The sequence below is a fragment of the Vibrio sp. 1457 genome (assembly GCF_033340195.1).
GTDB lineage: Bacteria > Pseudomonadota > Gammaproteobacteria > Enterobacterales > Vibrionaceae > Vibrio > Vibrio alginolyticus.
On the sequence record NZ_JAWOWA010000010.1, the window covers coordinates 154,587 to 176,656 of the forward strand.

Below are 22,070 nucleotides of genomic sequence, written 5' to 3' on the forward strand. Positions count from 1 at the left end.
GTTTTACTCAGATGTCACTTATTTAGTTAAGCGTTCATTTCCCTAGAAAAAATCAATAGAATTACGTCCGCTCTTCGGATCACGAGTCGCTTGCGGTTTGTCTTCTTTTTTGCCTTTCTTAGCAGACTGAGACAACGCTTCTTTCTGCGCTTTACGCTCTTTATGTGCCGCTTTACGGCCTGTTGATTTAGGCCCAGAAGCTTTAGGTGACTTACTTTGACGAGACTTATCTTTACGGGAAGACTGCGCTTCTTTTTTCGCTTTCTTTTCTGCTTTTTGCTCTGCCGTTTCAGGTTCGGTTACTGGCGCATCGCAAACCACAACATAATATTCCTGGTTAAACTCAAAAAAGTCACCATCATACATCTTGCGGCGCTTACGTGTTTCTAGTTCACCATTCACCGCGACGTAGCCTTCCTCGATGATATGTTTTGCTTCGCCGCCACCGCTGACCAAGTTTGCGATCTTAAAAAGCTTGTACAGTTCGATTGGATGCGCATCAACATCGATGCCAATCGCTTCGATCTCAATCTCTTCGCCTTCTAAATACTCTTCGTGGTCGTAATCTTGGGTCATGTTACTTACTCTTACTATTTAATGCCCTGAAGTTTAAACGCAATGCTTAAAAATAGAAACCTCTGGCGATGTTCAATCACCGATTCGCCTTGGCATTTGAGCACCTCTTAACCCATTTAACTTGTCGCTCGTTAGCTTGTATACCGATGCGTAGCTCAAACGAAGCTGCAATTACGCAACCTGAAGGTATATACTCTCTAAGTTATTGTTGAAAAGAGCGAATACTTTGTCTCAACCAAGTAGAATTACCTTTGTCACTGCGAACTTGTTTAATTTTGTCGCACCGCCTAACGCCTACTATGATTTCGAGAACATATACTCGTTAGAGCAATGGCGAGACAAACTTTCGTGGACGCAACGTCAAGTTGAAAAACTGGAAGGCGACGTGATTGGCTTACAAGAAGTGTTCAGTATCGAGAAGACCCAGGCATTCTTTTCAACCATCGGCTACCCCTACTTTGCGACCGTTGACACCCCACATGTTGAGGATGAGTACATTTACTCAAGCCCTGTTGTGGCAATCGCCTCTCGGTTTCCAATAGAAAAAGTACAAGCGGTAGAGTTTGACTTAGCAACGCTTGAGCCTTTTGGAGTAAGTGTTGCTCCAGAGTTCAGTCGCAAACCTATCTATGCCCAAGTAATACATCCTGTACTTGGTCATATCGCCGTTTACGTAACGCACCTGAAATCTCAACGCCCGGCCGACTCAGAACAACCAGAAACGTCTAGCACGATTATTGGGCGCTGGTTATCCACCCAGCAAAGAGGCTGGGAAGCAGCGATGTTAAGAGACGCGATGCAAAAGAGGTATCGAAAAGAACCAATGCCGACAGTGTTAATGGGCGATATGAATCAACCTATCACTCCTATCAGCGTTAACAGCGCATTGGTATCCAATACTGGTGACAGCGTCACTGAATTACAACTCAAAGATGGTTGGTTATTGCAAAGTGCCCCCCTGAAGGATGAACGCCCAGCCACGCACTATCATTTTTCCACTGGGAATGTACTCGACTATATCTTGCTCTCACAAGAGTTTGATACCTTATCAGATATATCGGTTGCCGAGGTTGTTGACTATCAGGTGTCTAACCAACATCTGGTCAACCCGATTTATGACAGAGATAAAAACGCCAGCGACCACGCATTTGTGGCGCTGACGGCTGAAGTAAAGCTTTGAGCAACCTATTTAGTTACTTAGTGACGTTTCACAATTTTACGCGGGATAAGTTCTACGCCAGGCTTGTAACGCTTGGCGGAAGCATTGAGTGCTAACTCCATTGCGCTGTCCGCGATCAACTCAAACTGTTGAGGCAAAGAGTTGATTTTCACAGGCAAGAAGTCCAGCAGTCGATTATCACCAAATGTCGCTAAACGCACCTTTCCCATCAGTTCTGGTTTTTCTAGCATTACATCCAACACACCTTCTAACAGTGTGTATGACGTTGTAACAATGGCATCTGGCAATGCGTTCTCTATTAACCATCTCTCTAAGACTTTCTTGCCTTCTTCCCGGGAGAAGTGTTGTCCATAACCCACTGTTGCCGTTTTGCCACCTTGTTGAGAAGCAGATAGAAAACCGAGCTCACGCTCTTTTGAGACTTGAAGATCTTGCAATGCACCGATTAAGCCAATGGACTTAATATCCTCTGACAGTACTGACTGAGTGAGTTCAAGTGCGGCATCAAAATCTTCGCTGATGACACAACAAAAGTGCTCATCATCCATTGGACGGTCTAGCGCGATAACTGGCGTACCAGAATTTTGCAACTTAAGGTAATACTCGTTTGCAGTGGGCATACCACTTGCCACAAACAACGCATCAATGCGACGACTGACTAATGCTTCCGCCACCTTTTGCTCTGTATCAGGATCATCATCAGAGCAGCCAATCAAAATTTGGTACCCCGCTTTCCGAGAGTTCTGCTCTATCAGCTTTGCAAGACGCGCATAACTGGTGTTCTCTAAGTCTGGGATGATAAGCCCAAATGAGCGTGAATTACCTGCCCGCAAGGAAGACGCCGCATGATCTGGCTTATAATTGTACTCATCTACAACGGCCATCACCTTTTTCTGAGTCTTCTCGCTGATGCGGTATTTCTGCGCTTTTCCGTTAATCACATAGCTTGCAGTTGTCTTAGAAACACCCGCTAATTTGGCTATTTCATCCAGTGTCATATTCTAAACCTTATTCTGTGCGCGCGATCATATTAATACATCAACTATCTTTCGATAAGTTGAATTATAAGCTGAACCGATTCAGTATAAAAGCTGAAAGGATTCAGCAAAACTTAAAAATTGACGTAAATCACCCGAACACGCAACAAACCAATTTGTGAGCTAGGCTATAGGACAGCGGCAAAGGCTCGTTTGTTAACGTCAGTTTTTAAAACAGTTTTTCTGAGTCTTTTAAAAAATTTACCAACAAGCTGAATCGATTTAGCTTGAAAGATAAAAGGTTTGAGGAGTGATAAGCGCTCAGAAGCAGCGGCGTTCAACTTCTCACACAGAATACATTTTTAAATTGATACCTTAAGGCTGGAGAAGCACCATGCTTAAGCTAAATAAGAACGACATTACCCTCTCGCAATCAGCGACAGATAAGTTTGAAGCAATAAGGAGTATTGCTCATAGCCTTACTGATAAAGGCCTAGTTGAACGCGGTTACGTTGAAGGCATGCTAAACCGTGAAAACCAAAACTCTACGTTTTTGGGGAACGGTATCGCCATCCCGCACGGTACAACCGACACTCGTGCAATGGTGAAAACAACGGGTGTTGCTGTGCATCACTTCCCACAAGGTGTCGACTGGGGTGATGGCAATACTGTGTTCGTCGCTATCGGTATCGCAGCTAAATCTGATGAACACCTTGGCATTCTTAAACAGCTCACCAAAGTGCTAGGCGCAGATGGCGTAGAAGAGCGTCTGCGTAATGCAAAAAATGAAGACGAAATCATCGCCCTACTGCACGGTGATGTTCAGCTTGAAGCAGACTTTGACGCTTCTTTAATCCAACTGATGTTCCCTGCGAGCGACATGCTACAGATGAGTGCTGTTGCAGGTGGTCTGTTGAAAAATACGGGATGTGCTGATAACGAATTCGTTGCCGATCTCGTTACCAAACAACCAACTCACTTAGGTAATGGCCTGTGGTTAATTGGCAGTGACAAACATGTCACTCGCACAGGTGTGTCATTTGTCTCGACGGCAAACGACTGCGAATATGAAGGTCAAAAAGTGCGTGCACTTTTCGCGTTCGCAGCATGTAACAATGCTCACCAACCTATCCTAAAAACCCTTTCTAATATTGTGTTTAACAATGAACACGGCAAGCTTTTAGATGCATCAGTAGAACAGATTCTTGCTTTGTTCAAAGGTGAAGAAGTCACAGCCGCATCTTCAGAAGAAGGCAATACCGCTGTATTTAAAATCAAAAACTCTCACGGCCTACATGCTCGTCCGGGGGCAATGTTAGTCGCAGAAGCGAAAAAGTTTGAATCCACTATACGTGTTACCAACTTAGACGGAGATGGAAAAGCAGTAAACGCGAAGAGCCTAATGAAAGTCATCGCACTGGGCGTTAAGCACGGTCACCAACTTCAATTTACAGCAGAAGGCCCTGATGCGCCGCAAGCCTTGGAGTCTATCGGAAATGCAATCGCTTCTGGCCTTGGTGAAGGTTAAGGATCCGATATGACAAACAAAACAAATAAGGTTGTCACTATTACGCTCAACCCGGCATTGGATTTAACAGGTTCAGTAAATGAACTAAACGTTGATTCCGTGAGCTTAGTACAGCAAAGCAATCTCCACGCTGCAGGTAAAGGTGTCAACGTAGCAAAAGTATTGAGCGATTTAGGCGCAGACGTCACGGTTACCGGCTTTCTCGGTAAAGATAACCCAGAGCTATTTCATCAGCTTTTCAATGACATCAACGTTAAGAATGAATTTGTGGAAGTAGAGGGTGCCACTCGTATCAACGTTAAGCTGGTTGAGGCCAATGGCAACGTCAGTGATATCAACTTCCCTGGCGTTCAAGTAGCGGCCGACGAAATTACTCGCTTTGAGGAGACACTATTTCGTCTAGCGGAGACGCATGATTACTTTGTACTTGCAGGTAGCTTACCTGGAGGCGTAACCGCTGAACAATGCGCTGCATGGATAGAAGCACTGCATCAACAAGGCAAAAAGGTGTTGTTCGACAGTAGCAAAGCCGCATTGAAGTCAGGTATTGATGCTCACCCATGGTTAATTAAACCTAACGATGAAGAACTTGGTGATTTTGTTGGCGAACATCTAGCAACACCTGAACAGTGCCAAGCTGCAGCGCAAACACTGAGCGACAAAGGCATAGAAAACATCGTGGTTTCTATGGGACCTGACGGTGTTATGTGGCTCAACCAAGGCGAATGGCTTAGTGCAAAACCGCCTCGAATGCATGTCGTGAGCACCGTTGGCGCAGGCGATACGCTGGTCGCTGGCTTGTGTTGGGGCCACATGCAACTGATGCCTAAAAACGATTTATTGCGCTTCGCTACGGCACTTTCTGCTTTGGCAGTTAGTCAAGTTGGCGTAGGGCTAACCAGTCAGGAAGAACTGGAAAATATCAAGCGACAAACTGAAGTTAGCGCGCTTTACCCTATTACAAACTTAGAACAAAACTAAGGAACAGAAGGTTATCGTATGAATATTGCCATTATTACTGCCTGTCCGAGCGGTGTAGCAAATAGCATCCTTGCGGCAGGATTACTAGAACAAGCCGCCGCAAAATTAAACTGGAATGCCAAAATAGAATGTCAATCAAGTGTGGTTGAACCAACACTATTGACGGAAGCTGACGTTGAACAAGCAGAAGTCATTGTCATTGCGGCAAATACTAGCGTCGACACTTCTCGTTTTGTAGGAAAAAAGGTTTACCAAGCGGAAATTAGCGAAGTAGCAAAAGACGCAACTGCGTTTCTCCAGCAAGCGGTTGAAAACGCCACTTTACTTGAAAAAGCAACCACACTTGCAGCCCCTATCACTACAGATACAACATCAGCATCAAAGAAGATTGTTGCAATCACGGCATGCCCTACTGGCGTTGCGCATACCTTTATGGCGGCAGAAGCTTTAGAAGAAGAAGGCAAGCGTCGTGGCCATCAAATCAAGGTGGAAACTCGTGGTTCAGTTGGCGCTAAAAACCAACTGACTGAGCAAGAAATTGCAGACGCCGATCTGGTGATCATTGCTGCGGATATTGAAGTGCCACTTGATCGCTTTAACGGCAAAAAGATGTACCGCACGAAAACAGGTCCAGCTCTGAAGAAAACAGCCGAAGAGATGGACAAAGCATTCGAGCAAGCCACGGTGTATCAACATTCTGGTTCAGCTAACTCTTCATCTTCCACCGAAGAGAAAAAAGGCGCTTACAAACACCTAATGACGGGTGTTTCGCACATGCTTCCTGTCGTCGTTGCAGGTGGTTTGATCATCGCTCTATCTTTCGTGTTCGGTATTGAAGCATTTAAAGAAGAAGGCACACTAGCAGCAGCCTTGATGAACATTGGTGGTGGCTCTGCATTCGCATTGATGATTCCTGTACTTGCTGGTTACATCGCGTTCTCAATTGCTGACCGTCCGGGTCTGGCTCCTGGTCTTGTTGGCGGTATGCTAGCAAGTTCAACGGGTGCTGGTTTCCTAGGTGGTATCGCAGCTGGCTTCATTGCCGGTTATGCAGCGAAGCTCCTTGCGGACAAAGTAAAACTCCCACAATCGATGGAAGCGCTTAAACCAATTCTGATCATTCCATTTGTAGCAACATTGTTCACTGGCCTTGTCATGATCTACATCGTAGGCGGCCCAGTTTCAGGCATCATGAACGGCCTGACTGACTTCCTAAACAACATGGGTTCTGACAGTGCAGTACTACTGGGTATTATCCTTGGCGCAATGATGTGCTTCGACCTAGGAGGCCCGGTAAACAAAGCCGCTTACGCATTTGGTGTTGGCCTTTTGGCTTCACAAACTTACGCGCCAATGGCGGCAATCATGGCCGCAGGTATGGTTCCTGCGCTAGGTATGGGTTTAGCGACCTTCATTGCGAAGAACAAATTTGAACAAAATGAACGTGAGGCAGGTAAAGCATCATTTGTCTTGGGCCTGTGTTTCATCTCTGAAGGCGCAATTCCATTTGCTGCGAAAGATCCAATGCGCGTGATTCCATCTTGTATGGCAGGTGGCGCGCTTACTGGTGCCCTATCGATGCTATTCGGTGCGAAATTAATGGCACCACACGGCGGTCTATTCGTGCTGCTAATTCCTAACGCAATTTCACCAGTATTAATGTATTTAGTGGCTATTGCAGCGGGTACGGCGGTCACTGGCTTTACTTACGCATTCTTAAAAAGCAAAGCAGAAGCGAAACAAGAAGTCGCAGCTTAATTAGAGCGACTCCGGTTAACAATGCCACCCTCGAATTTGGCATTTAGCACCTCCCTTTAATTCCGTAAGGGAGGTGTTTTTTATTCCGCAGCCGGAACGGCTACAATGTCTACTTCCCCACTGCTCATATCCACCGTTGCTTGATAAGCGCTATGCGGGTCACCGTAGTGCTTGAAGGTAAAGTGGTAAACGTTAGCTGGCGTCCACAAGGTTTTTGAATCTGCGGGCAGAATGTCATAGCCGTCTTGCTGATAAAGCTCTGTCGCCATTACATTTGCGATTGCCGCCTGCTGGTTAGCGTCTCGATCCACCTTTGGCTCTAGTGACGGGTTACTTGGATAAGATTCACCGTTGTAACTCATGAGTCGATATGAGCCATTACTCCAAACGATAAAGTCCTGCCAACCATTACTGTAACTGTCGGCTAGTACAATAGGCGTGCGAGTTACCGACATTCGATTAATAACGTTTCCCTCATTATCAAACATATATGCAGAGCAGCCACCACTACCACAGAAATAGCGATCTTGAAGCAACACTATGTGTTCTGCCTTGCCGTCGCTGTTTAGGTCGGCGCTACCCGATAGATAACGTAGATTGTCTTGCTCGAGCGACAGCCCTTCAGGGGCTAAAACCTTACTATCAATCCAACTGGAAATGACTTCAGCACTAACACTGTTGACTTTAGGGGCAGGTTGTTTGGTTTCTGTCGGCATGCTGTCCGTCGCGGTGCAGCCAACCAAGGTGAAAGAACCAACGAAGAAGAGTCCGTTTAATATGCGTTTATTCATGTAATCTCAATCTTTGATGTGTCGTTACATCAGTATACGCATGATTTGCATTGTAATCGTAAGAAAATCATTAAAATCAAGCAAATGAATGGTTTGGTATATATTAGTAAGATCAAAAAAGCCCCGAAGAAAACCTTCAGGGCTAGGCAGGAAGCTGGCAAATAGCCAGGAGTCCCTATGCAGTGGTCGGTTTTACCCTAAACAGAATTGCAAACATCACTGGCACCACTATCAGTGTCAGTACAGTAGCAAAACCAAGACCTGCCATAATCGTTATTGCCATCGAGCCAAAGAAGGCGTCGAAGACCAGTGGAATCATCCCCAAGATAGTTGTTAGGGCAGCCATACTTACCGGACGAACGCGGCTTATCGCACTATCGACAATCGCGAGGTAAGGATCTTTACCTGACTCCAACTCAAGGTTAATTTGGTCAAGCAACACAATACCGTTTTTCAAAATCATGCCACTTAGGCTTAACAAACCAAGGAATGCTGTAAAACTGAACGGCATGTTCGTGGTAAGCAAACCAAAAGCAACGCCAATGATCGCTAACGGAACGGTGAACCAAATGACCAACGGCTTTTTGATTGAGTTAAACAGTAAAATAGTAATGATGAACATCAACAAGTAACCCATCGGCAATGAACCGAATAGGCCTTCTTGTGCATCTTTGGATGATTCGTACTCACCACCCCATGTGATTTCGTATCCTTCTGGAACATGCAATGCCATCACTTTAGGCTGTACACGAGCAAATAAGCTTGCTGCCGTGTCGTCACTCAACACATCATGGTCCGCGAGAACGGTTAACGTACGCTTACGGTCACGACGCTGAATTAGCGGCTCACTCCAATCCAGTTGAACGCCATCAATCACTTGATCAACCGGAATATACGTTTGCAACGAAGGACTCCAAATGGTCACGTTTTGTAGTGATTCAAAATCTACGCGTTCTTCTTCAGGAAGGCGTGTCATAATTGGCAACGTATGTGTACCATCACGCAAGTAACCTAAGGTGCTACCACCAAACGCCATTTGCAGTGTGCTTGAAAGATCTTCTTTCGAAATACCTAAGCGACGAGCTTTAGACTCATTGAAAGCGGGTACAAGTTCCTTGGTGCGCTCTCGCCAATCGTGACGAATGTTTCGAGCACCAGGGTCGGTATGAAGGATGTCTTCAACTTGCACCGCCAAGTCACGTAAAACTTGTGGTTCAGGGCCAGTAATACGCGCTTCGATCTTAGACGCTGGTGATGGACCAAATTCCATCAATTTAAACTGGAACGTAGGCGCATCAAATGTTTTCGCCAGATTCGCATCTAACTTATGCAGTAAACCAAACATTTTCTCACGATCAGTCGCGCGAACTTGGAACTGCGCGTACGCTTCGTAACTTTTTTCTGGTTGATAGGTTAAAGCAAAACGCTGTAGGCCCTGCCCAATCGAAGCAGAAACAAAGTCAATATCATCTTGCTGACGAATGTAGCTTTCGACCTCTTCAGCTTTTTTAATCGTTTCACGGATGTCAGTACCCTCTGGCATCCACATATCCACGTAGAACATCGGCGTATTCGATGGTGGGAAGAACTGCTGTTTTACATTACCAAATGCCACGACAGCACCCACTAATAGCGCCACCATGCCAGCAACGGTAAGCCAGCGGAATCGCAATGCAAATTTCAGTGATGCCCCAAATACGACAAACAACCAGCCTTTATAAGGATCATCTTCGCTAGTACCCTGCTCTTTGTTTTCCTCTTTCAACAAAAGATCGGCAAGGAAAGGCGTCAGTGTAATAGCGGTAATCCAGCTTAAAAATAGTGAGAAACACAGCACCCAGAATAGAGAGCCCATGAACTCACCTGTCGCATCTTGCGACAAGCCGATAGGTGCAAAAGCCGTAATTGCAATAACAGTTGCGCCCAGCAAAGGCCATTGTGTTTGCTTTACAATATCGACAGCCGCTTGAACTTTGGTACGCCCTTTCTTTAGGCCAACCAATATGCCTTCCACGACAACAATCGCGTTATCAACCAGCATACCCAAGGCAATAATTAACGCGCCAAGAGAAATACGATGCAGTTCGATGTTGTTGTAATTCATCAAAATGAAGGTACCAAATACCGTCAATAACAACACAACTCCAATGATGACACCACTGCGTAAACCCATAGTAAACAGCAACACAATGATTACGATCGCCACTGCCTCCGCTAGACTAATTACAAACGCTTTAACAGATTCATCCACCTCATTGGCTTGGTTGTAAAAGTAGTTCATATCGATGCCAGCAGGCTTGATAGACTCAAGGCTCGCGAGCTCCGCATCCAAACGTTCACCAACCTCAACCACGTTCACACCCGATGCAAACGAGATACCGATATTAATCGCTTTTTGACCGTTAAAGAGTACGACGTTGCTTGGCTTCTCTTGAATACCGCGCGAAATCGTTGCTACGTCTTTTAGACGAATTAGATTTCCTGTGTCACGGCCATGAATGATCAGATTTTCTAGTGCTTCTACAGTGTTTAAGGTGCCGCTTGGGCGAATAACAAGGCTTTCGCCATTGACCATCACTTCACCTGCTGAAACCACATTGTTTTGCTGGTTCAACAAGCTCGAAACCACATTCATGTCTAAGTTCAGTGCAGCAAGGCGATCAAGTGAGATCTCAACGAATAGCATTTCTTGCTGATCGCCCGTGATGTCTACCTTACCAACACCATCAACAAGCTCGATTTCACGGGTCAGGTAATCCGCATAACGTTTCAGCTCTACATAGTCGTAATCGTCACCAGTGAGCATTAACATCACGCCATAAACGTCACCGAAATCATCAATGATCTGTAAAGACTGAACACCTTGAGGCAATGATGGTCGTAAATCATTAATTTTACGGCGCATTTCATCCCAAATTTGCGGCAGTTCATCAGGACCATAGTCCATTTCCATGCTCACCGTTATTTGAGACATACCATTAGAAGACGTAGAGGTAATTTTGTCGATATAAGGGAGTTTTCGAATCTCTTTTTCTAGAGGATACGTCAGCTCTTCTTCAACTTCTTTTGACGTCGCGCCAGGGTATGTTGAGATGATCATGGCATCTTTGATCGTAAATGCCGGGTCTTCTAATCGTCCCAGCTCCAAAAATGACGTTAAACCACCAACAGCAAGGATAATAATGAACAACCAGCTGATGACTTTGTTTTTTATTGAATACTCAGCAATGTTCATTATTGGTTATTCTCCACAACATCCACATGTTTACCTTCGCGTAATTTACGCAGATTTGAATTAATCAGAATATCGCCCTGGCTAACACCTGACGACACAATGGCTCCATTGCCATTCACTTGAGAAATCATGACAGGCACCCGTGTGACAATGTCACCTTCTTTTTTCCACACAAAGAACTCATTCCCTTCACTGCCTGCTTGAAGCGCCGTGACAGGCACACTGTAACCATCGATAGAGGTAATGCCCGCCTTCACCATATCGACCAAAACGCTTACGCTGGTTCCCGGCAATATCTCTGTTTTTGGCTGTGGCATCGTCAAGTACATTTCGTAGGTTTGAGTTTCAGCGTTGGGTTCACTTGTGTGCTCTAAATAGTCCAAAGCAAATCTGCCATCGATGCCGGAGAAGGTTGCTCTAGGCTTGTAGCTCATGCTGTCTGAGTTTGGGTCTACCATCGCTAAAACATTGTCGGAAAGCTCAATACGCACGTAAACCAAATCGTTTTGGTATAGGTTTAACACGGGTTCACCAATTGCCACACGCTCAAAACGTTCTTTGAAAACATCAGATACTTTACCGGCGAACGGGGCGAATAAACGGGTGTAATTCAATTGATTGGTCGCGTTATAGAAAGTAGCCTCAGCTAGCTCTTTATTGGCGGTTAGCTCATCAAGTTCCGCTTTTGAAATCATTTGACGTGCATGCAAGTCTTCACCGCGTTTAAGCTGACGAATTGCAAGTGTGTATTGTGCTTCTGCGTCATTCACGGCTTGCTTCTCTTTGCTATCATCTAGCTTTGCGATCATTTGCCCCTGCTTCACAACGTCACCCGCTTTAACCAATACGTGCTGAACTTCCCCAGCGCGGCGAAATGCCATTGGCGTTTGCTCTGCAGGCACTACTATGCCTTTGAACGCGCGATGTTGACTTTGTACTGGTGCATCCACCGAGATAGTCGACACAAAAAGTGACTGCTCGACGATAGCTTGGTTTTCATTTTTGCACCCTGTTAAAACTGCAAGTGCAATCGCAGAGATCGTAAGTAGAGAACGTTTCATTAAATGCCTCCCTCACGAACCCAAGCTTTCACCACTTGTCCTTCAACCAGTCTCTCAACACCAGCAATAACAACGTAATCATTGTTATCAAGCCCGGCTTTCACACCACCTGCTGCGTCAAGTGACACAGTGACTTTATTGACCTGCTGCGTGCTTCTGTCCATTACCCAAACTTCACCTTGCGTCCCATTTTTGTTGACCCAAGCAGACTGAGGTAACGTCATCGCGTCCGATACATGTTGTTTAGCAATGTGTACCTGCCCTGTCATACCTGTCAGCAAATTGCGATCTTCTGGTCGAGTGATGGTCACGATCGCCTCATAACTATTGGTATCGATGTTTGGCTGCGTCGAAATTTCTTTAAATTGCCCAGGAATACGTTTTCTTGGCTCGCTATCCATCGTCACCCACATATCAGAGTTTTGCAGTGACTCAAGTGATACAGATTCCGCATAACTTACTGGCAAGGTGAACGACACATCCAACGTCGTGTTATCAATGAGATTCAAGATCTCCTGCTTCTCTGCTACTACCTGAAACGGGTTGACATAGGTATATGACACAATGCCATCAAACGGTGCATGAATTTTGGTATAGCTCAAATCGGTTTTAGCTTGTTCGTAGTTCGCCAATGCCGCTTTATATTGAGTTTCTTTCTGATCGTACTCATCAGTACTAATGAGTTTTTTTCCGTAAAGGTTTTTCGCGCGGTCCCATTGTGTTTTCGCTAACGCGTACTGCGCTTGAGCGGCATCTAACGCAAGCTGAAGATCTTTAGGGTCTAACGTTGCGAGCACTTCACCTTTTTGGACCTTTTGACCCATGCGTACACGTAATTCATCTACCTCTCCACCAACCTGAAAAGAAAGCTGCGCGCGATGTGTTGCATCAATACGCGCTAAAAAGGCGTGCGAGTCTTCAAGTTCTAGGTCTTTCACCGCCAGTAATTTTACAGGTTTGATTAAAGGTTCAGACGGCTCAGAAATGGCTTTATTACACCCAGTTAGCATCCCAGAAAGACTTAATGTCACCACTGCGCCAACTAAAGTGCGCCTTAAATATTGTTTTCGCACCCGCTTTCTCCGTAGGTTTTATATATTACACAGCCGTGCAGTATAAGCAGAATTTGAAACTGATCAACATATTTTCCAGGTGGATAGCAAATTAATTAGTCAAAGCGTTCGGTTTCTGGTAAAAGTAAGCGCGTGATTAATATTCGGGAAAATTCGAACTATGAATGAAAGAAAGCAGGGGCGTAGAAGTGCTGAAGCAGCAGAACAAACTAAGTGTCTGATCCTTAAAGTGGCAGCAGATATGTTTTGTGAACTTGGTTACGAGCGTGTCTCGCTGCGCAATATCAGTGAAAAGGCTGGTGTTTCACATAGTTTGATCCGTCACCACTTCGGCAGCAAAGAGAAAATCTGGCAAGCGGTTAGCGATGCAATGGACGAGTTCATGCAGTGCTATATGGCTGAACTCATCAATGAAATGCCGGAGAACACACCTTCGAATAGAAAAATTTATCTGTTTATGGTTCGCATGCTAGCATTTGCTCTCGTCAATCCTCATCCAGTACAGATGATCGCCGATGCCATTCGACAAGGCGATGACGGTGCTCTACTGCAGTACTTCTTAAAGTCAAAAGATGAATTCGCTGCAATATTTACCGGAATTTTCGAGCAGTACAACAGCGAAAACCCTAATGCACAGTTTGATCAGTGGGAATCAAAGTGGCAAATGTTGATCTTCGCACATGGTGCTGTCAGTCTCGCACCAATGATGCAAGAAACATGGCCGGATATTGCAGATAATCGCGAAAAACTGCTGATCAAGCATTGGGAATTGTTTAATACCATTATGGCCTCTCAATTTGGGATCCCAAAAGAAGAGATGATTCATCCGGAAAAGCTTGAAGATATCGTTATTGATATGTGCTGTACTATTGATGAAGCAGTAAACTAAAAGTAAACAAGCGAAAAGAAGACATAAAAAATGCCGAGCTACAAAGCTCGGCATTTTTGTTTCAATTCGTTTTAACCACGGTAGTAGCGTTGTGGTACGAACGGCATTTTTTCAACTGTCATTGGTAGCATTTTACCACGCACTTCAGCGAACACTTCAGTACCAATCGCCGCCAAATCCGCACGAACATAACCCATTGAGACTGGCTTACCTGCATTCGGACCCGCCGTACCGCTGGTTACAACGCCAATTTTAACGCCGTCAGCATCAAACAGTTCAACACCTTCACGCACTGGCGCTTTGGTTTGACCTACTAGACCCACACGCTTACGCGCCACATCTTTAGTCTCAATCTGCTTAAGAATAATGTCTGCGCCAGGGAAACCACCTTCACGTTCACCACCAATACGACGAACTTTTTGGATACCCCATAGCAAGCTCGCTTCAACAGGTGTTGTTGTTGTGTCTAGGTCATGACCGTATAGACAAAGGCCACACTCAAGACGAAGTGAATCACGAGCACCAAGGCCAATCCATTCAACTTCATCTTCCGCAGTCAGTTTACGTGCTAGCTCTTCCGCTTTGTCAGCAGGAACCGAGATTTCGTAACCGTCTTCGCCTGTATAACCACTACGAGAAACAATGCACTCGGTGCCTAAAACATCGACTTTACAAATATCCATGAACAGCATTTCAGAAACTTCTGGTGCAAAACGCGCCAATACAGCCGCCGCTTTAGGGCCTTGGATTGCAAGTAGAGCTCGGTCTTCGATAGTTTCTAGCTCAACACCAGATGGTAAATGCGCTTGTAGGTGTGCGATATCTTGCGCTTTACATGCTGCGTTCACAACCACAAACAGATGATCGCCTAGGTTAGCCACCATCAAGTCGTCCATGATGCCGCCCTCTTCATTAGTGAAAAAAGCGTAACGCTGTTTACCAGACTCAAGATCCACAATATCCACTGGGACTAATGTTTCTAGGAACGCAGCTGCACCGTCACCAATTAGGCGAAGCTGTCCCATGTGAGAAACATCAAACAGACCTGCCGCATCACGAGTATGTAAGTGTTCCTTCTTTACGCCTAGAGGATACTGAACAGGCATATCGTAACCCGCGAACGGGACCATTTTGGCACCAACTTCAACGTGAAGTGCGTGTAGTGGTGTTTTCAGTAGTTCTTGAGTCATTTTCGTCTCCATTTAGATAGACCCGAGAATGCTATCGGCATTCGATGTGTTTCCAATAATAAACATGGCTCATTCTATTTTGCACGAACAAGACGTAGATCGACTTGCAAAAGTGTGACTCTTAACATTTTAATCACAACAAATCGTACAAAAAAAGCGCTTTAATGAGCAAGTTCTCATCAAAAAAGCGCTTTTTCATCATAACGACCACCAACAGCAATCGTTTGCTTTCACTATAGGAAATTTACAAGTATTTATCACTATTTGGCTGTCACCCACAAAATGAGCGCATCTTCTTCGCTAACACTGGTCAACATATGTCCCATATTTGCATCGTAATAAACGCTGTCTCCCTCGCTTAAAACAACAGGTTCGTAAAACTCAGAATAGAACATGACCTCACCAGATAAGATAAGCAGAAATTCTTCGCCATCATGACGAACCCAGTCTTTATATTCATCAAAACTACGAGCTCGAATTTGGCTCTTAAACGGCATCATTTTCTTGTTGGAAAGTTGTGTCGCGAGCAGTTCGTGTTCATAGGTTTGTGTTGGGTGTGGTTTACCTTCATTCTTCTTGGTAACATCCCTGCGCCCTGTCGCTACCTTTTTTCTAGGTGGCTCAAAGAGTTGTGGCATGTCAATTTGTAAGCCAAGTGCCAATTTTTGCATCGCTTGAAACGTCGGGGAGATCTGCTCATTTTCTATTTTGCTCAGTGTAGATCGAGCAAGCCCGGTTCGCTGACTCGCTTCTTCTAATGTGATACCGAGTTTCGAGCGGATATCCTTAATACGCTGGCCCAGTTTTAACGGCTCGATATTTTGGTCATGTTGCTCTTTTGCCAACGTCATCGATGGGTATTCATCGTAAATACTTTCTGCCATAAATCCCTCTATAGATATCCATATTTTTTGTCTTACTCGCATTGTGCATGAAGCACATAGTGGATAGAAGTCCACCAAGTGAATTAAAGCGTGCTCTTGTTAACAAATTTTGAAATCTTGTTTCCTATAGGAAATTTTTGGTTGATTGTTCCCGTCACAGGCGCTATGTTACCAACTTGTTAGATGTAGAGATGCATATTTCCGTAAGAGATTGGTAAAGGAAACACGCAATCCAACGGAGTTTTTGCCCAAATTTAGGGCCGGATGTTCACTCTGTTCTGCTACGCAGTTCAGCTGTTTTTGAGGACAAATGAACCACAACCGCAAATCATAACTCATCTATTGCGGGTTCATTTTCAGATTTGGAAGGTCAACTACCATGAATAAGAGTTACCCTAACCACAGCTTGGAAAACTTTTTCTCTACCAACCTCTCTGCGACAGATGATGCTGTCTTTGCTGGAATTCAAGCGGAATCCGCTCGCCAAAACGAACAAATCGAACTTATCGCTTCAGAGAACATTGTTTCTAAAGCGGTAATGCAAGCTCAAGGCACATGCCTAACAAACAAATACGCTGAAGGCTACCCAGGTCGTCGTTACTATGGTGGTTGTGAGCACGTAGATACAGTGGAAGCCATTGCTATCGAACGCGCAAAAAAACTTTTCAATTGTGAATACGCAAACGTTCAACCACACTCAGGCGCACAAGCAAACGGCGCAGTAAAACTAGCACTGCTTCAACCTGGTGACACCATTCTTGGTATGTCTTTAGACGCAGGTGGTCACCTGACGCACGGTGCACGCCCTGCACTTTCTGGTAAATGGTTTAATGCAGTTCAATACGGTGTTGATCGCGAAACACTGGAAATCAACTACGAAGATGTTCGTGAGCTAGCACTTGAGCACCAACCTAAAATGATCATCGCAGGTGGTAGCGCTATTCCACGTACTATCGACTTTGCAAAATTCCGTGAAATCGCAGACGAAGTAAATGCAATTCTTATGGTCGACATGGCACACATCGCCGGTCTTATCGCAACAGGCGCGCACCCTAGCCCACTGCCACACGCACACGTTGTTACGACTACAACACACAAAACATTGCGTGGCCCTCGCGGCGGTATGATTCTTACTAACCACGAAGACATCATTAAGAAAATCAACTCAGCCGTATTCCCTGGCCTACAAGGTGGCCCACTGATGCACGTTATCGCAGCCAAAGCGGTCGCATTTGGTGAAGCGCTTGGCCCTGAATTTAAAACTTATATTGATTCGGTGATCAATAACGCAAAAGTCCTAGCGGAAGTATTGCAAACTCGCGGTTGCGACATCGTAACTGGTGGCACAGACACGCACCTAATGCTGGTTGACCTTCGTCCGAAAGGGTTGAAAGGCAATAAAGCAGAAGAAGCTCTAGAGCGTGCTGGGATCACATGTAACAAAAATGGCATCCCATTCGATACAGAGAAGCCTATGATTACATCGGGCATCCGTTTAGGAACGCCTGCGGGTACAAGCCGCGGCTTTGGCGCTGAAGAATTCAAACTCATCGGTAATTGGATTGGTGACGTACTGGACGGTTTAGTGAACAACCCTGAAGGTGACGCAGAAGTTGAAAAACGCGTTCGCAAAGAAGTAAAAGAACTTTGCAGTCGCTTTCCTCTATACCAGTAAACGATTTTTTTGAAATCATAATAATTCCTGACAAGTTATTCGGAGATTAAGCAATGGACAAAACACTGAAGTTTGCAGATAGCCACGAGTGGGTACGTGACAACGGTGACGGCACAGTAACAATTGGTATTTCTGAGCATGCACAAGAAATGCTAGGTGACGTGGTATTCGTTGACCTACCAGACGTAGAAGACGAAGTTGAAGCAGGTGAAAGCTTCTCTCTCGTTGAATCTGTAAAAGCAGCGTCAGACATCTACGCACCAATCACTGGTGAAATCGTAGAAATCAATGAAGAACTAGAAGACAGCCCAGAGCTAATTAACGAAGAGCCGTACGAAGGTGGCTGGATCGTAAAAGTGAAGATGTCTGATGTATCTGAACTAGATAACCTGAAAGACGCAGACGAATACCTAAACTCTATCGAAGAAGAGTAATTAGGATGTGACGAAAGCTGTTCCCTAGCCTGTTTAGAGAACAGCTTTTTTTCTAGGTTCGGACGTATAATTTAATTTATCAGTAACGCAAATCCGTTACCCGAACCAAGGAGTAGGTAAAGGACAATGACTGAATTACTTCAAAGCCTCAGCACACAAAACGAGTTCGTTGCTCGCCACAATGGACCAAACAAATCTGACCAACAGAAAATGTTGGAAGCGATCAACGCAGTTAGCCTAGATTCGCTTATCGACGAAACCGTACCAGCACAAATTCGCCTAGAGCAACCAATGAGCTTGGCAGAAGCGAAAAGCGAAGCAGACATGCTGGCAGCAATGCGTAAGTTCGCCGATCAGAACCAAGTTAAACGTACATTCATTGGTCAAGGTTACTACAACACCTTCACGCCGAACGTAATTCTACGCAACGTGATGGAAAACCCGGGCTGGTACACTGCTTACACCCCTTACCAACCAGAGATCTCACAAGGTCGTTTAGAAGCACTTCTAAACTACCAACAAATGGTGATGGATCTTACTGGTATGGAAATCGCGAACGCGTCATTGCTTGATGAAGCAACGGCAGCCGCAGAAGCGATGACACTTTGTAAGCGTGCGGGTAAAAGCAAGAGCAACGTATTCTTCGTTGCTGACGACGTTCACCCACAAACCATCGAAGTGGTAAAAACTCGTGCGAAATTCATCGGCTTTGAAGTCTTGGTTGGTTCTTTAGAATCACTACCAGAGCAAGACGTGTTCGGCGCACTAGTTCAATACCCAAGTACAACAGGTGAAGTTCGTGACCTAACGGACATCATCGCTAAAGCGCAAGCAAACAAAACACTAGTGACTGTAGCAACGGACCTTCTTGCTTCTACCCTACTTAAACCTGCAGGTGAAATGGGCGCAGACGTAGCAATCGGTTCAGCACAACGTTTTGGCGTGCCGATGGGTTACGGCGGTCCACACGCTGCTTTCATGGCAACGCGTGATCAGCACAAGCGTACAATGCCTGGTCGTGTTATCGGTGTTTCTATCGATACCAATGGTAACCAAGCACTGCGTATGGCAATGCAAACGCGTGAACAGCACATCCGTCGTGAAAAAGCGACATCAAACATCTGTACTGCTCAAGCACTGCTAGCGAACATGGCGTCTTTCTACGCGGTTTACCACGGCGCAGAAGGTCTACGCACGATTGCTCGTCGTACGCACCACATGACAGCCATCCTAGCCGCTGGCCTAACTAAAGGCGGCTTCGAGCTTGCTCACAACAGCTTCTTCGACACCATCACTATCAACACAGGTGCACAAACTGAAGACCTATACGCGAAAGCACTAGCCGCAGACATCAACCTACGTAAGTTGGGTACTCAGCTAGGTGTGAGTTTCGACGAAACCACAACCGTGGCAGATGTAGAAGCCCTATTCGCAGTATTCGGTGTGAAAGAAGAAGTCGCAGCACTATCAACTGAAATCGCAGGCAACGAGTTTGCAGCCATTCCAGAAGCATTGCGCCGCACAACAGAATATCTAACACACCCTGTGTTTAACACGCACCACAGCGAAACACAGATGATGCGTTACCTAAAACAGCTAGAGAACAAAGACTTCTCACTCACGCACGGCATGATCCCACTGGGCAGCTGTACGATGAAGCTGAACGCAGCAGCGGAGATGATTCCAGTAACTTGGCCTGAGTTTGGTTCGATCCACCCGTTCGCACCAGCAGAACAAGCAGCTGGTTACGCAGCACTCGCAAAAGATCTTAAAGAAAAGCTATGTGAAATCACTGGCTATGACGCATTCTCACTACAACCAAACTCTGGTGCATCGGGTGAGTACGCAGGTCTTATCGCGATTCAACGCTACCACGAAAGCCGTGGCGAAGGTCACCGCAACGTATGTTTGATCCCAAGCTCTGCGCACGGTACTAACCCTGCAACAGCATCTATGGTGTCAATGAAAGTGGTTGTGGTTAAGTGTGATGAAGAAGGCAACATCGACATCGACGACCTAGCAGCGAAAATCGAGAAACACAAAGACAACCTATCAAGCATTATGATCACTTACCCTTCTACGCACGGCGTTTACGAAGAGAAAGTGAAAGAAGTGTGTGAAATGGTTCATGCCGCTGGTGGTCAGGTTTACCTAGACGGCGCTAACATGAACGCGCAGGTTGGTCTAACATCACCAGGCTTCATCGGTTCAGACGTTTCTCACCTAAACCTACACAAAACCTTCTGCATCCCGCACGGTGGTGGCGGTCCGGGTATGGGTCCTATCGGTGTGAAATCTCACCTAGCTCCTTTCTTACCAGGGCATATTGAAGACGGTGTAGAAGGCGCAGATTTCGCAGTATCAGCAGCAGATATGGGTAGCGCTTCTATCCTGCCTATCTCTTGGGCTTACATCGCAATGATGGGTGAAGCTGGCCTAACAGATGCTACAAAAGTAGCAATTCTGAACGCAAACTACGTGATGGAAACACTTCGCCAACACTACCCTGTTCTTTACCGTGGCAAAAATGGCCGCGTAGCGCACGAATGTATTATCGACATTCGTCCGCTGAAAGAAGAAACAGGTATCAGCGAAGAAGACATCGCGAAGCGTCTAATGGACTACGGTTTCCACGCACCAACTATGTCGTTCCCTGTAGCGGGCACGCTAATGGTTGAGCCAACGGAATCGGAAGATCTAGAAGAGCTAGACCGCTTCTGTGATGCGATGATCGCTATCCGCGAAGAAATGGAGAAAGTGAAAAACGGTGAATGGCCACTGGATAACAACCCACTTGTTAACGCGCCACACACACAAGTTGATCTTTCAGCTGAAGATTGGGACCGCCCTTACTCTCGCGAGATTGGCTGCTTCCCGTCTAAAGCGACCAAATCTTGGAAGTACTGGCCAACGGTAAATCGCGTAGATAACGTATACGGTGACCGTAACCTAATCTGTTCATGCCCAAGCATCGATAACTACGAAGATTAATTTTTGTAGAATCTAAATAAACAAAGGCGAACCGATTGGTTCGCCTTTGTTTTTGGTGTGCCGCCCTAACATTTGTTGATACATCGAGAAGGAATGATGGCTAGTTATTGTTTGCACAAAAGTGATTTAGAAATACAGTGACTTCTGAGAACCTTTGAATTAGCACTAATATCTCAGAGCCTTAAAAGCTTGTTGGAAACTCCTCATGAACACTATGTTATGCAGGTGCTGTGTAGTTTCTCAGTTCAGTTGCAGTAAGTCCCACTTATTACCATAGAGATCTTGGAACACCACCACTGTCCCGTATTCTTCCACACGAGGCTCTTCATTAAATACAATACCATTTTTCTTCATCAACTCGTAGTCACGCCAAAAATCATTAGTTTGCAGAAACAGGAAAACACGACCACCTGTTTGATTTCCTACTGCATGCGTTTGCTCCGGTGTACTCGCTTGAGCTAAAAGTAGGTTTGTACCATTGGAGTTTGGAGGAGAAACTTGAACCCAGCGTTTACCACAACCTAGGTTGGTATCTTCAACCAGAGTGAATTGAAGTTTTTGAGTATAGAATTCGATAGCATCGTCGTAATTTTCAACGACTAGAGCAATGTTTCCGATTTGCTGCTGAACAGTTTTGGCCATGATGATTTCCGCTGTGTCAAAACGCTAATTGTACGCTATTTTGAGACTTTTCCAGAAAGCACGTAACGCCTTGCAAATGTTTAAGGCACACAATACGAATGTTTACGCGCGGCGCCTTTGTCACTAGAACCGACAAACAATATAGCTGCCACCAGTGTCGAATCTTGATTGAGCAACTTATTAAAGCCTTAGCTATAACTCAAGA

17 protein-coding genes are annotated in these 22,070 nt (G+C 45.4%); 8 read left to right on the forward strand and 9 right to left on the reverse strand.

The window, feature by feature from the left end; translation table 11 throughout:
- Positions 1-42 precede the first annotated feature (42 nt).
- Positions 43-576 carry an RNA-binding S4 domain-containing protein gene (locus R7Z41_RS12930; protein WP_005376400.1) on the reverse strand — a complete coding sequence of 178 codons (534 nt, stop codon included), beginning with the start codon at positions 574-576 and terminating at the stop codon, positions 43-45.
- A gap of 226 nt (positions 577-802) precedes the next feature.
- Between R7Z41_RS12930 and R7Z41_RS12935 the strand changes: the two genes are divergently transcribed.
- Entirely contained in the window at positions 803-1,756 is a 954-nt protein-coding gene (locus tag R7Z41_RS12935) for an endonuclease/exonuclease/phosphatase family protein (protein WP_064369267.1), read from the forward strand.
- Between the two features lie 17 nt (positions 1,757-1,773).
- On the opposite strand, the gene cra is transcribed toward R7Z41_RS12935, so the two are convergent.
- Positions 1,774-2,754 (reverse strand): catabolite repressor/activator, encoded by a 981-nt coding sequence (cra, locus tag R7Z41_RS12940; RefSeq protein WP_005376402.1) that lies wholly within the window; start codon positions 2,752-2,754, stop codon positions 1,774-1,776.
- Between the two features lie 373 nt (positions 2,755-3,127).
- On the opposite strand from cra, the gene fruB reads away from it, so the two are divergent.
- The 3 genes from fruB to fruA are packed head-to-tail and all read left to right on the forward strand — an operon-like array spanning position 3,128 to position 7,000.
- Positions 3,128-4,261, forward strand: coding sequence for a fused PTS fructose transporter subunit IIA/HPr protein (gene fruB, locus R7Z41_RS12945; RefSeq protein WP_206969542.1), 1,134 nt, complete (start codon positions 3,128-3,130; stop codon positions 4,259-4,261).
- A 9-nt stretch (positions 4,262-4,270) separates the two neighbouring features.
- On the forward strand, positions 4,271-5,242 hold the full coding sequence (gene pfkB, locus R7Z41_RS12950; RefSeq protein ID WP_225477830.1) for a 1-phosphofructokinase: 972 nt from the start codon (positions 4,271-4,273) through the stop codon (positions 5,240-5,242).
- Positions 5,243-5,260: 18 nt separating this feature from the next.
- A complete protein-coding gene (fruA, locus tag R7Z41_RS12955; protein ID WP_005376409.1) occupies positions 5,261-7,000 on the forward strand; it encodes a PTS fructose transporter subunit IIBC in 1,740 nt (579 codons plus the stop codon).
- A gap of 80 nt (positions 7,001-7,080) precedes the next feature.
- On the opposite strand, the gene R7Z41_RS12960 is transcribed toward fruA, so the two are convergent.
- The 4 genes from R7Z41_RS12960 to R7Z41_RS12975 form a co-directional block, all read right to left on the reverse strand.
- Positions 7,081-7,791: a hypothetical protein gene (locus tag R7Z41_RS12960; protein WP_064369268.1), complete on the reverse strand. Its 711-nt coding sequence runs from the start codon at positions 7,789-7,791 to the stop codon at positions 7,081-7,083.
- A gap of 175 nt (positions 7,792-7,966) precedes the next feature.
- Positions 7,967-11,026 (reverse strand): efflux RND transporter permease subunit, encoded by a 3,060-nt coding sequence (locus tag R7Z41_RS12965; RefSeq protein ID WP_064354753.1) that lies wholly within the window; start codon positions 11,024-11,026, stop codon positions 7,967-7,969.
- Positions 11,026-12,087, reverse strand: coding sequence for an efflux RND transporter periplasmic adaptor subunit (locus R7Z41_RS12970; RefSeq protein ID WP_062730998.1), 1,062 nt, complete (start codon positions 12,085-12,087; stop codon positions 11,026-11,028). Before R7Z41_RS12970 ends, R7Z41_RS12965 begins: the two co-directional genes overlap by 1 nt.
- Complete coding sequence (locus R7Z41_RS12975; protein ID WP_053349134.1) at positions 12,087-13,160, reverse strand: efflux RND transporter periplasmic adaptor subunit; 1,074 nt, start codon at positions 13,158-13,160, stop codon at positions 12,087-12,089. Before R7Z41_RS12975 ends, R7Z41_RS12970 begins: the two co-directional genes overlap by 1 nt.
- Positions 13,161-13,320: 160 nt before the next feature.
- Between R7Z41_RS12975 and vdeR the strand changes: the two genes are divergently transcribed.
- The gene (gene vdeR, locus R7Z41_RS12980) at positions 13,321-14,049 is read left to right on the forward strand and encodes an efflux transporter transcriptional repressor VdeR (protein ID WP_005376423.1); all 729 of its coding nucleotides are present in this window, start codon (positions 13,321-13,323) and stop codon (positions 14,047-14,049) included.
- A gap of 71 nt (positions 14,050-14,120) precedes the next feature.
- Here the strand turns inward: vdeR and gcvT are convergent, their stop codons facing one another.
- Together gcvT and R7Z41_RS12990 are read right to left on the reverse strand one after the other, a co-directional pair.
- Positions 14,121-15,239, reverse strand: coding sequence for a glycine cleavage system aminomethyltransferase GcvT (gene gcvT, locus R7Z41_RS12985; protein WP_064369269.1), 1,119 nt, complete (start codon positions 15,237-15,239; stop codon positions 14,121-14,123).
- Positions 15,240-15,499: 260 nt separating this feature from the next.
- On the reverse strand, positions 15,500-16,123 hold the full coding sequence (locus R7Z41_RS12990) for a helix-turn-helix domain-containing protein (RefSeq protein ID WP_005376429.1): 624 nt from the start codon (positions 16,121-16,123) through the stop codon (positions 15,500-15,502).
- A gap of 379 nt (positions 16,124-16,502) precedes the next feature.
- Here R7Z41_RS12990 and R7Z41_RS12995 point away from each other — a divergent pair, with 379 nt between their 5' ends.
- The 3 genes from R7Z41_RS12995 to gcvP all read left to right on the forward strand — a co-directional run bounded on the left by R7Z41_RS12995 (position 16,503) and on the right by gcvP (position 21,223).
- The gene (locus tag R7Z41_RS12995) at positions 16,503-17,798 is read left to right on the forward strand and encodes a serine hydroxymethyltransferase (protein WP_005376430.1); all 1,296 of its coding nucleotides are present in this window, start codon (positions 16,503-16,505) and stop codon (positions 17,796-17,798) included.
- A gap of 53 nt (positions 17,799-17,851) precedes the next feature.
- The gene (gene gcvH / locus R7Z41_RS13000) at positions 17,852-18,232 is read left to right on the forward strand and encodes a glycine cleavage system protein GcvH (RefSeq protein ID WP_005376432.1); all 381 of its coding nucleotides are present in this window, start codon (positions 17,852-17,854) and stop codon (positions 18,230-18,232) included.
- A gap of 126 nt (positions 18,233-18,358) precedes the next feature.
- Positions 18,359-21,223, forward strand: a complete 2,865-nt coding sequence (gcvP, locus tag R7Z41_RS13005) for an aminomethyl-transferring glycine dehydrogenase (RefSeq protein WP_225477828.1) — start codon at positions 18,359-18,361, stop codon at positions 21,221-21,223.
- A 240-nt stretch (positions 21,224-21,463) separates the two neighbouring features.
- Here gcvP and R7Z41_RS13010 read toward each other — a convergent pair whose 3' ends face one another.
- Positions 21,464-21,865 (reverse strand): VOC family protein, encoded by a 402-nt coding sequence (locus tag R7Z41_RS13010; protein WP_206969552.1) that lies wholly within the window; start codon positions 21,863-21,865, stop codon positions 21,464-21,466.
- Positions 21,866-22,070 lie beyond the last annotated feature (205 nt).

What these genes read in the sequence shown, in the direction of transcription:
- R7Z41_RS12990 (WP_005376429.1), bottom strand. Translation starts at nt 16,123, where the DNA reads ATGGCAGAAAGTATTTACGATGAATACCCATCGATGACGTTGGCAAAA.
- R7Z41_RS12995 (WP_005376430.1), top strand. Translation starts at nt 16,503, where the DNA reads ATGAATAAGAGTTACCCTAACCACAGCTTGGAAAACTTTTTCTCTACC.
- R7Z41_RS13010 (WP_206969552.1), bottom strand. Translation starts at nt 21,865, where the DNA reads ATGGCCAAAACTGTTCAGCAGCAAATCGGAAACATTGCTCTAGTCGTT.
- fruA (WP_005376409.1), top strand. Translation starts at nt 5,261, where the DNA reads ATGAATATTGCCATTATTACTGCCTGTCCGAGCGGTGTAGCAAATAGC.
- R7Z41_RS12970 (WP_062730998.1), bottom strand. Translation starts at nt 12,087, where the DNA reads ATGAAACGTTCTCTACTTACGATCTCTGCGATTGCACTTGCAGTTTTA.
- gcvP (WP_225477828.1), top strand. Translation starts at nt 18,359, where the DNA reads ATGACTGAATTACTTCAAAGCCTCAGCACACAAAACGAGTTCGTTGCT.
- R7Z41_RS12965 (WP_064354753.1), bottom strand. Translation starts at nt 11,026, where the DNA reads ATGAACATTGCTGAGTATTCAATAAAAAACAAAGTCATCAGCTGGTTG.
- R7Z41_RS12930 (WP_005376400.1), bottom strand. Translation starts at nt 576, where the DNA reads ATGACCCAAGATTACGACCACGAAGAGTATTTAGAAGGCGAAGAGATT.
- gcvT (WP_064369269.1), bottom strand. Translation starts at nt 15,239, where the DNA reads ATGACTCAAGAACTACTGAAAACACCACTACACGCACTTCACGTTGAA.
- R7Z41_RS12960 (WP_064369268.1), bottom strand. Translation starts at nt 7,791, where the DNA reads ATGAATAAACGCATATTAAACGGACTCTTCTTCGTTGGTTCTTTCACC.
- fruB (WP_206969542.1), top strand. Translation starts at nt 3,128, where the DNA reads ATGCTTAAGCTAAATAAGAACGACATTACCCTCTCGCAATCAGCGACA.
- gcvH (WP_005376432.1), top strand. Translation starts at nt 17,852, where the DNA reads ATGGACAAAACACTGAAGTTTGCAGATAGCCACGAGTGGGTACGTGAC.
- vdeR (WP_005376423.1), top strand. Translation starts at nt 13,321, where the DNA reads ATGAATGAAAGAAAGCAGGGGCGTAGAAGTGCTGAAGCAGCAGAACAA.
- pfkB (WP_225477830.1), top strand. Translation starts at nt 4,271, where the DNA reads ATGACAAACAAAACAAATAAGGTTGTCACTATTACGCTCAACCCGGCA.
- cra (WP_005376402.1), bottom strand. Translation starts at nt 2,754, where the DNA reads ATGACACTGGATGAAATAGCCAAATTAGCGGGTGTTTCTAAGACAACT.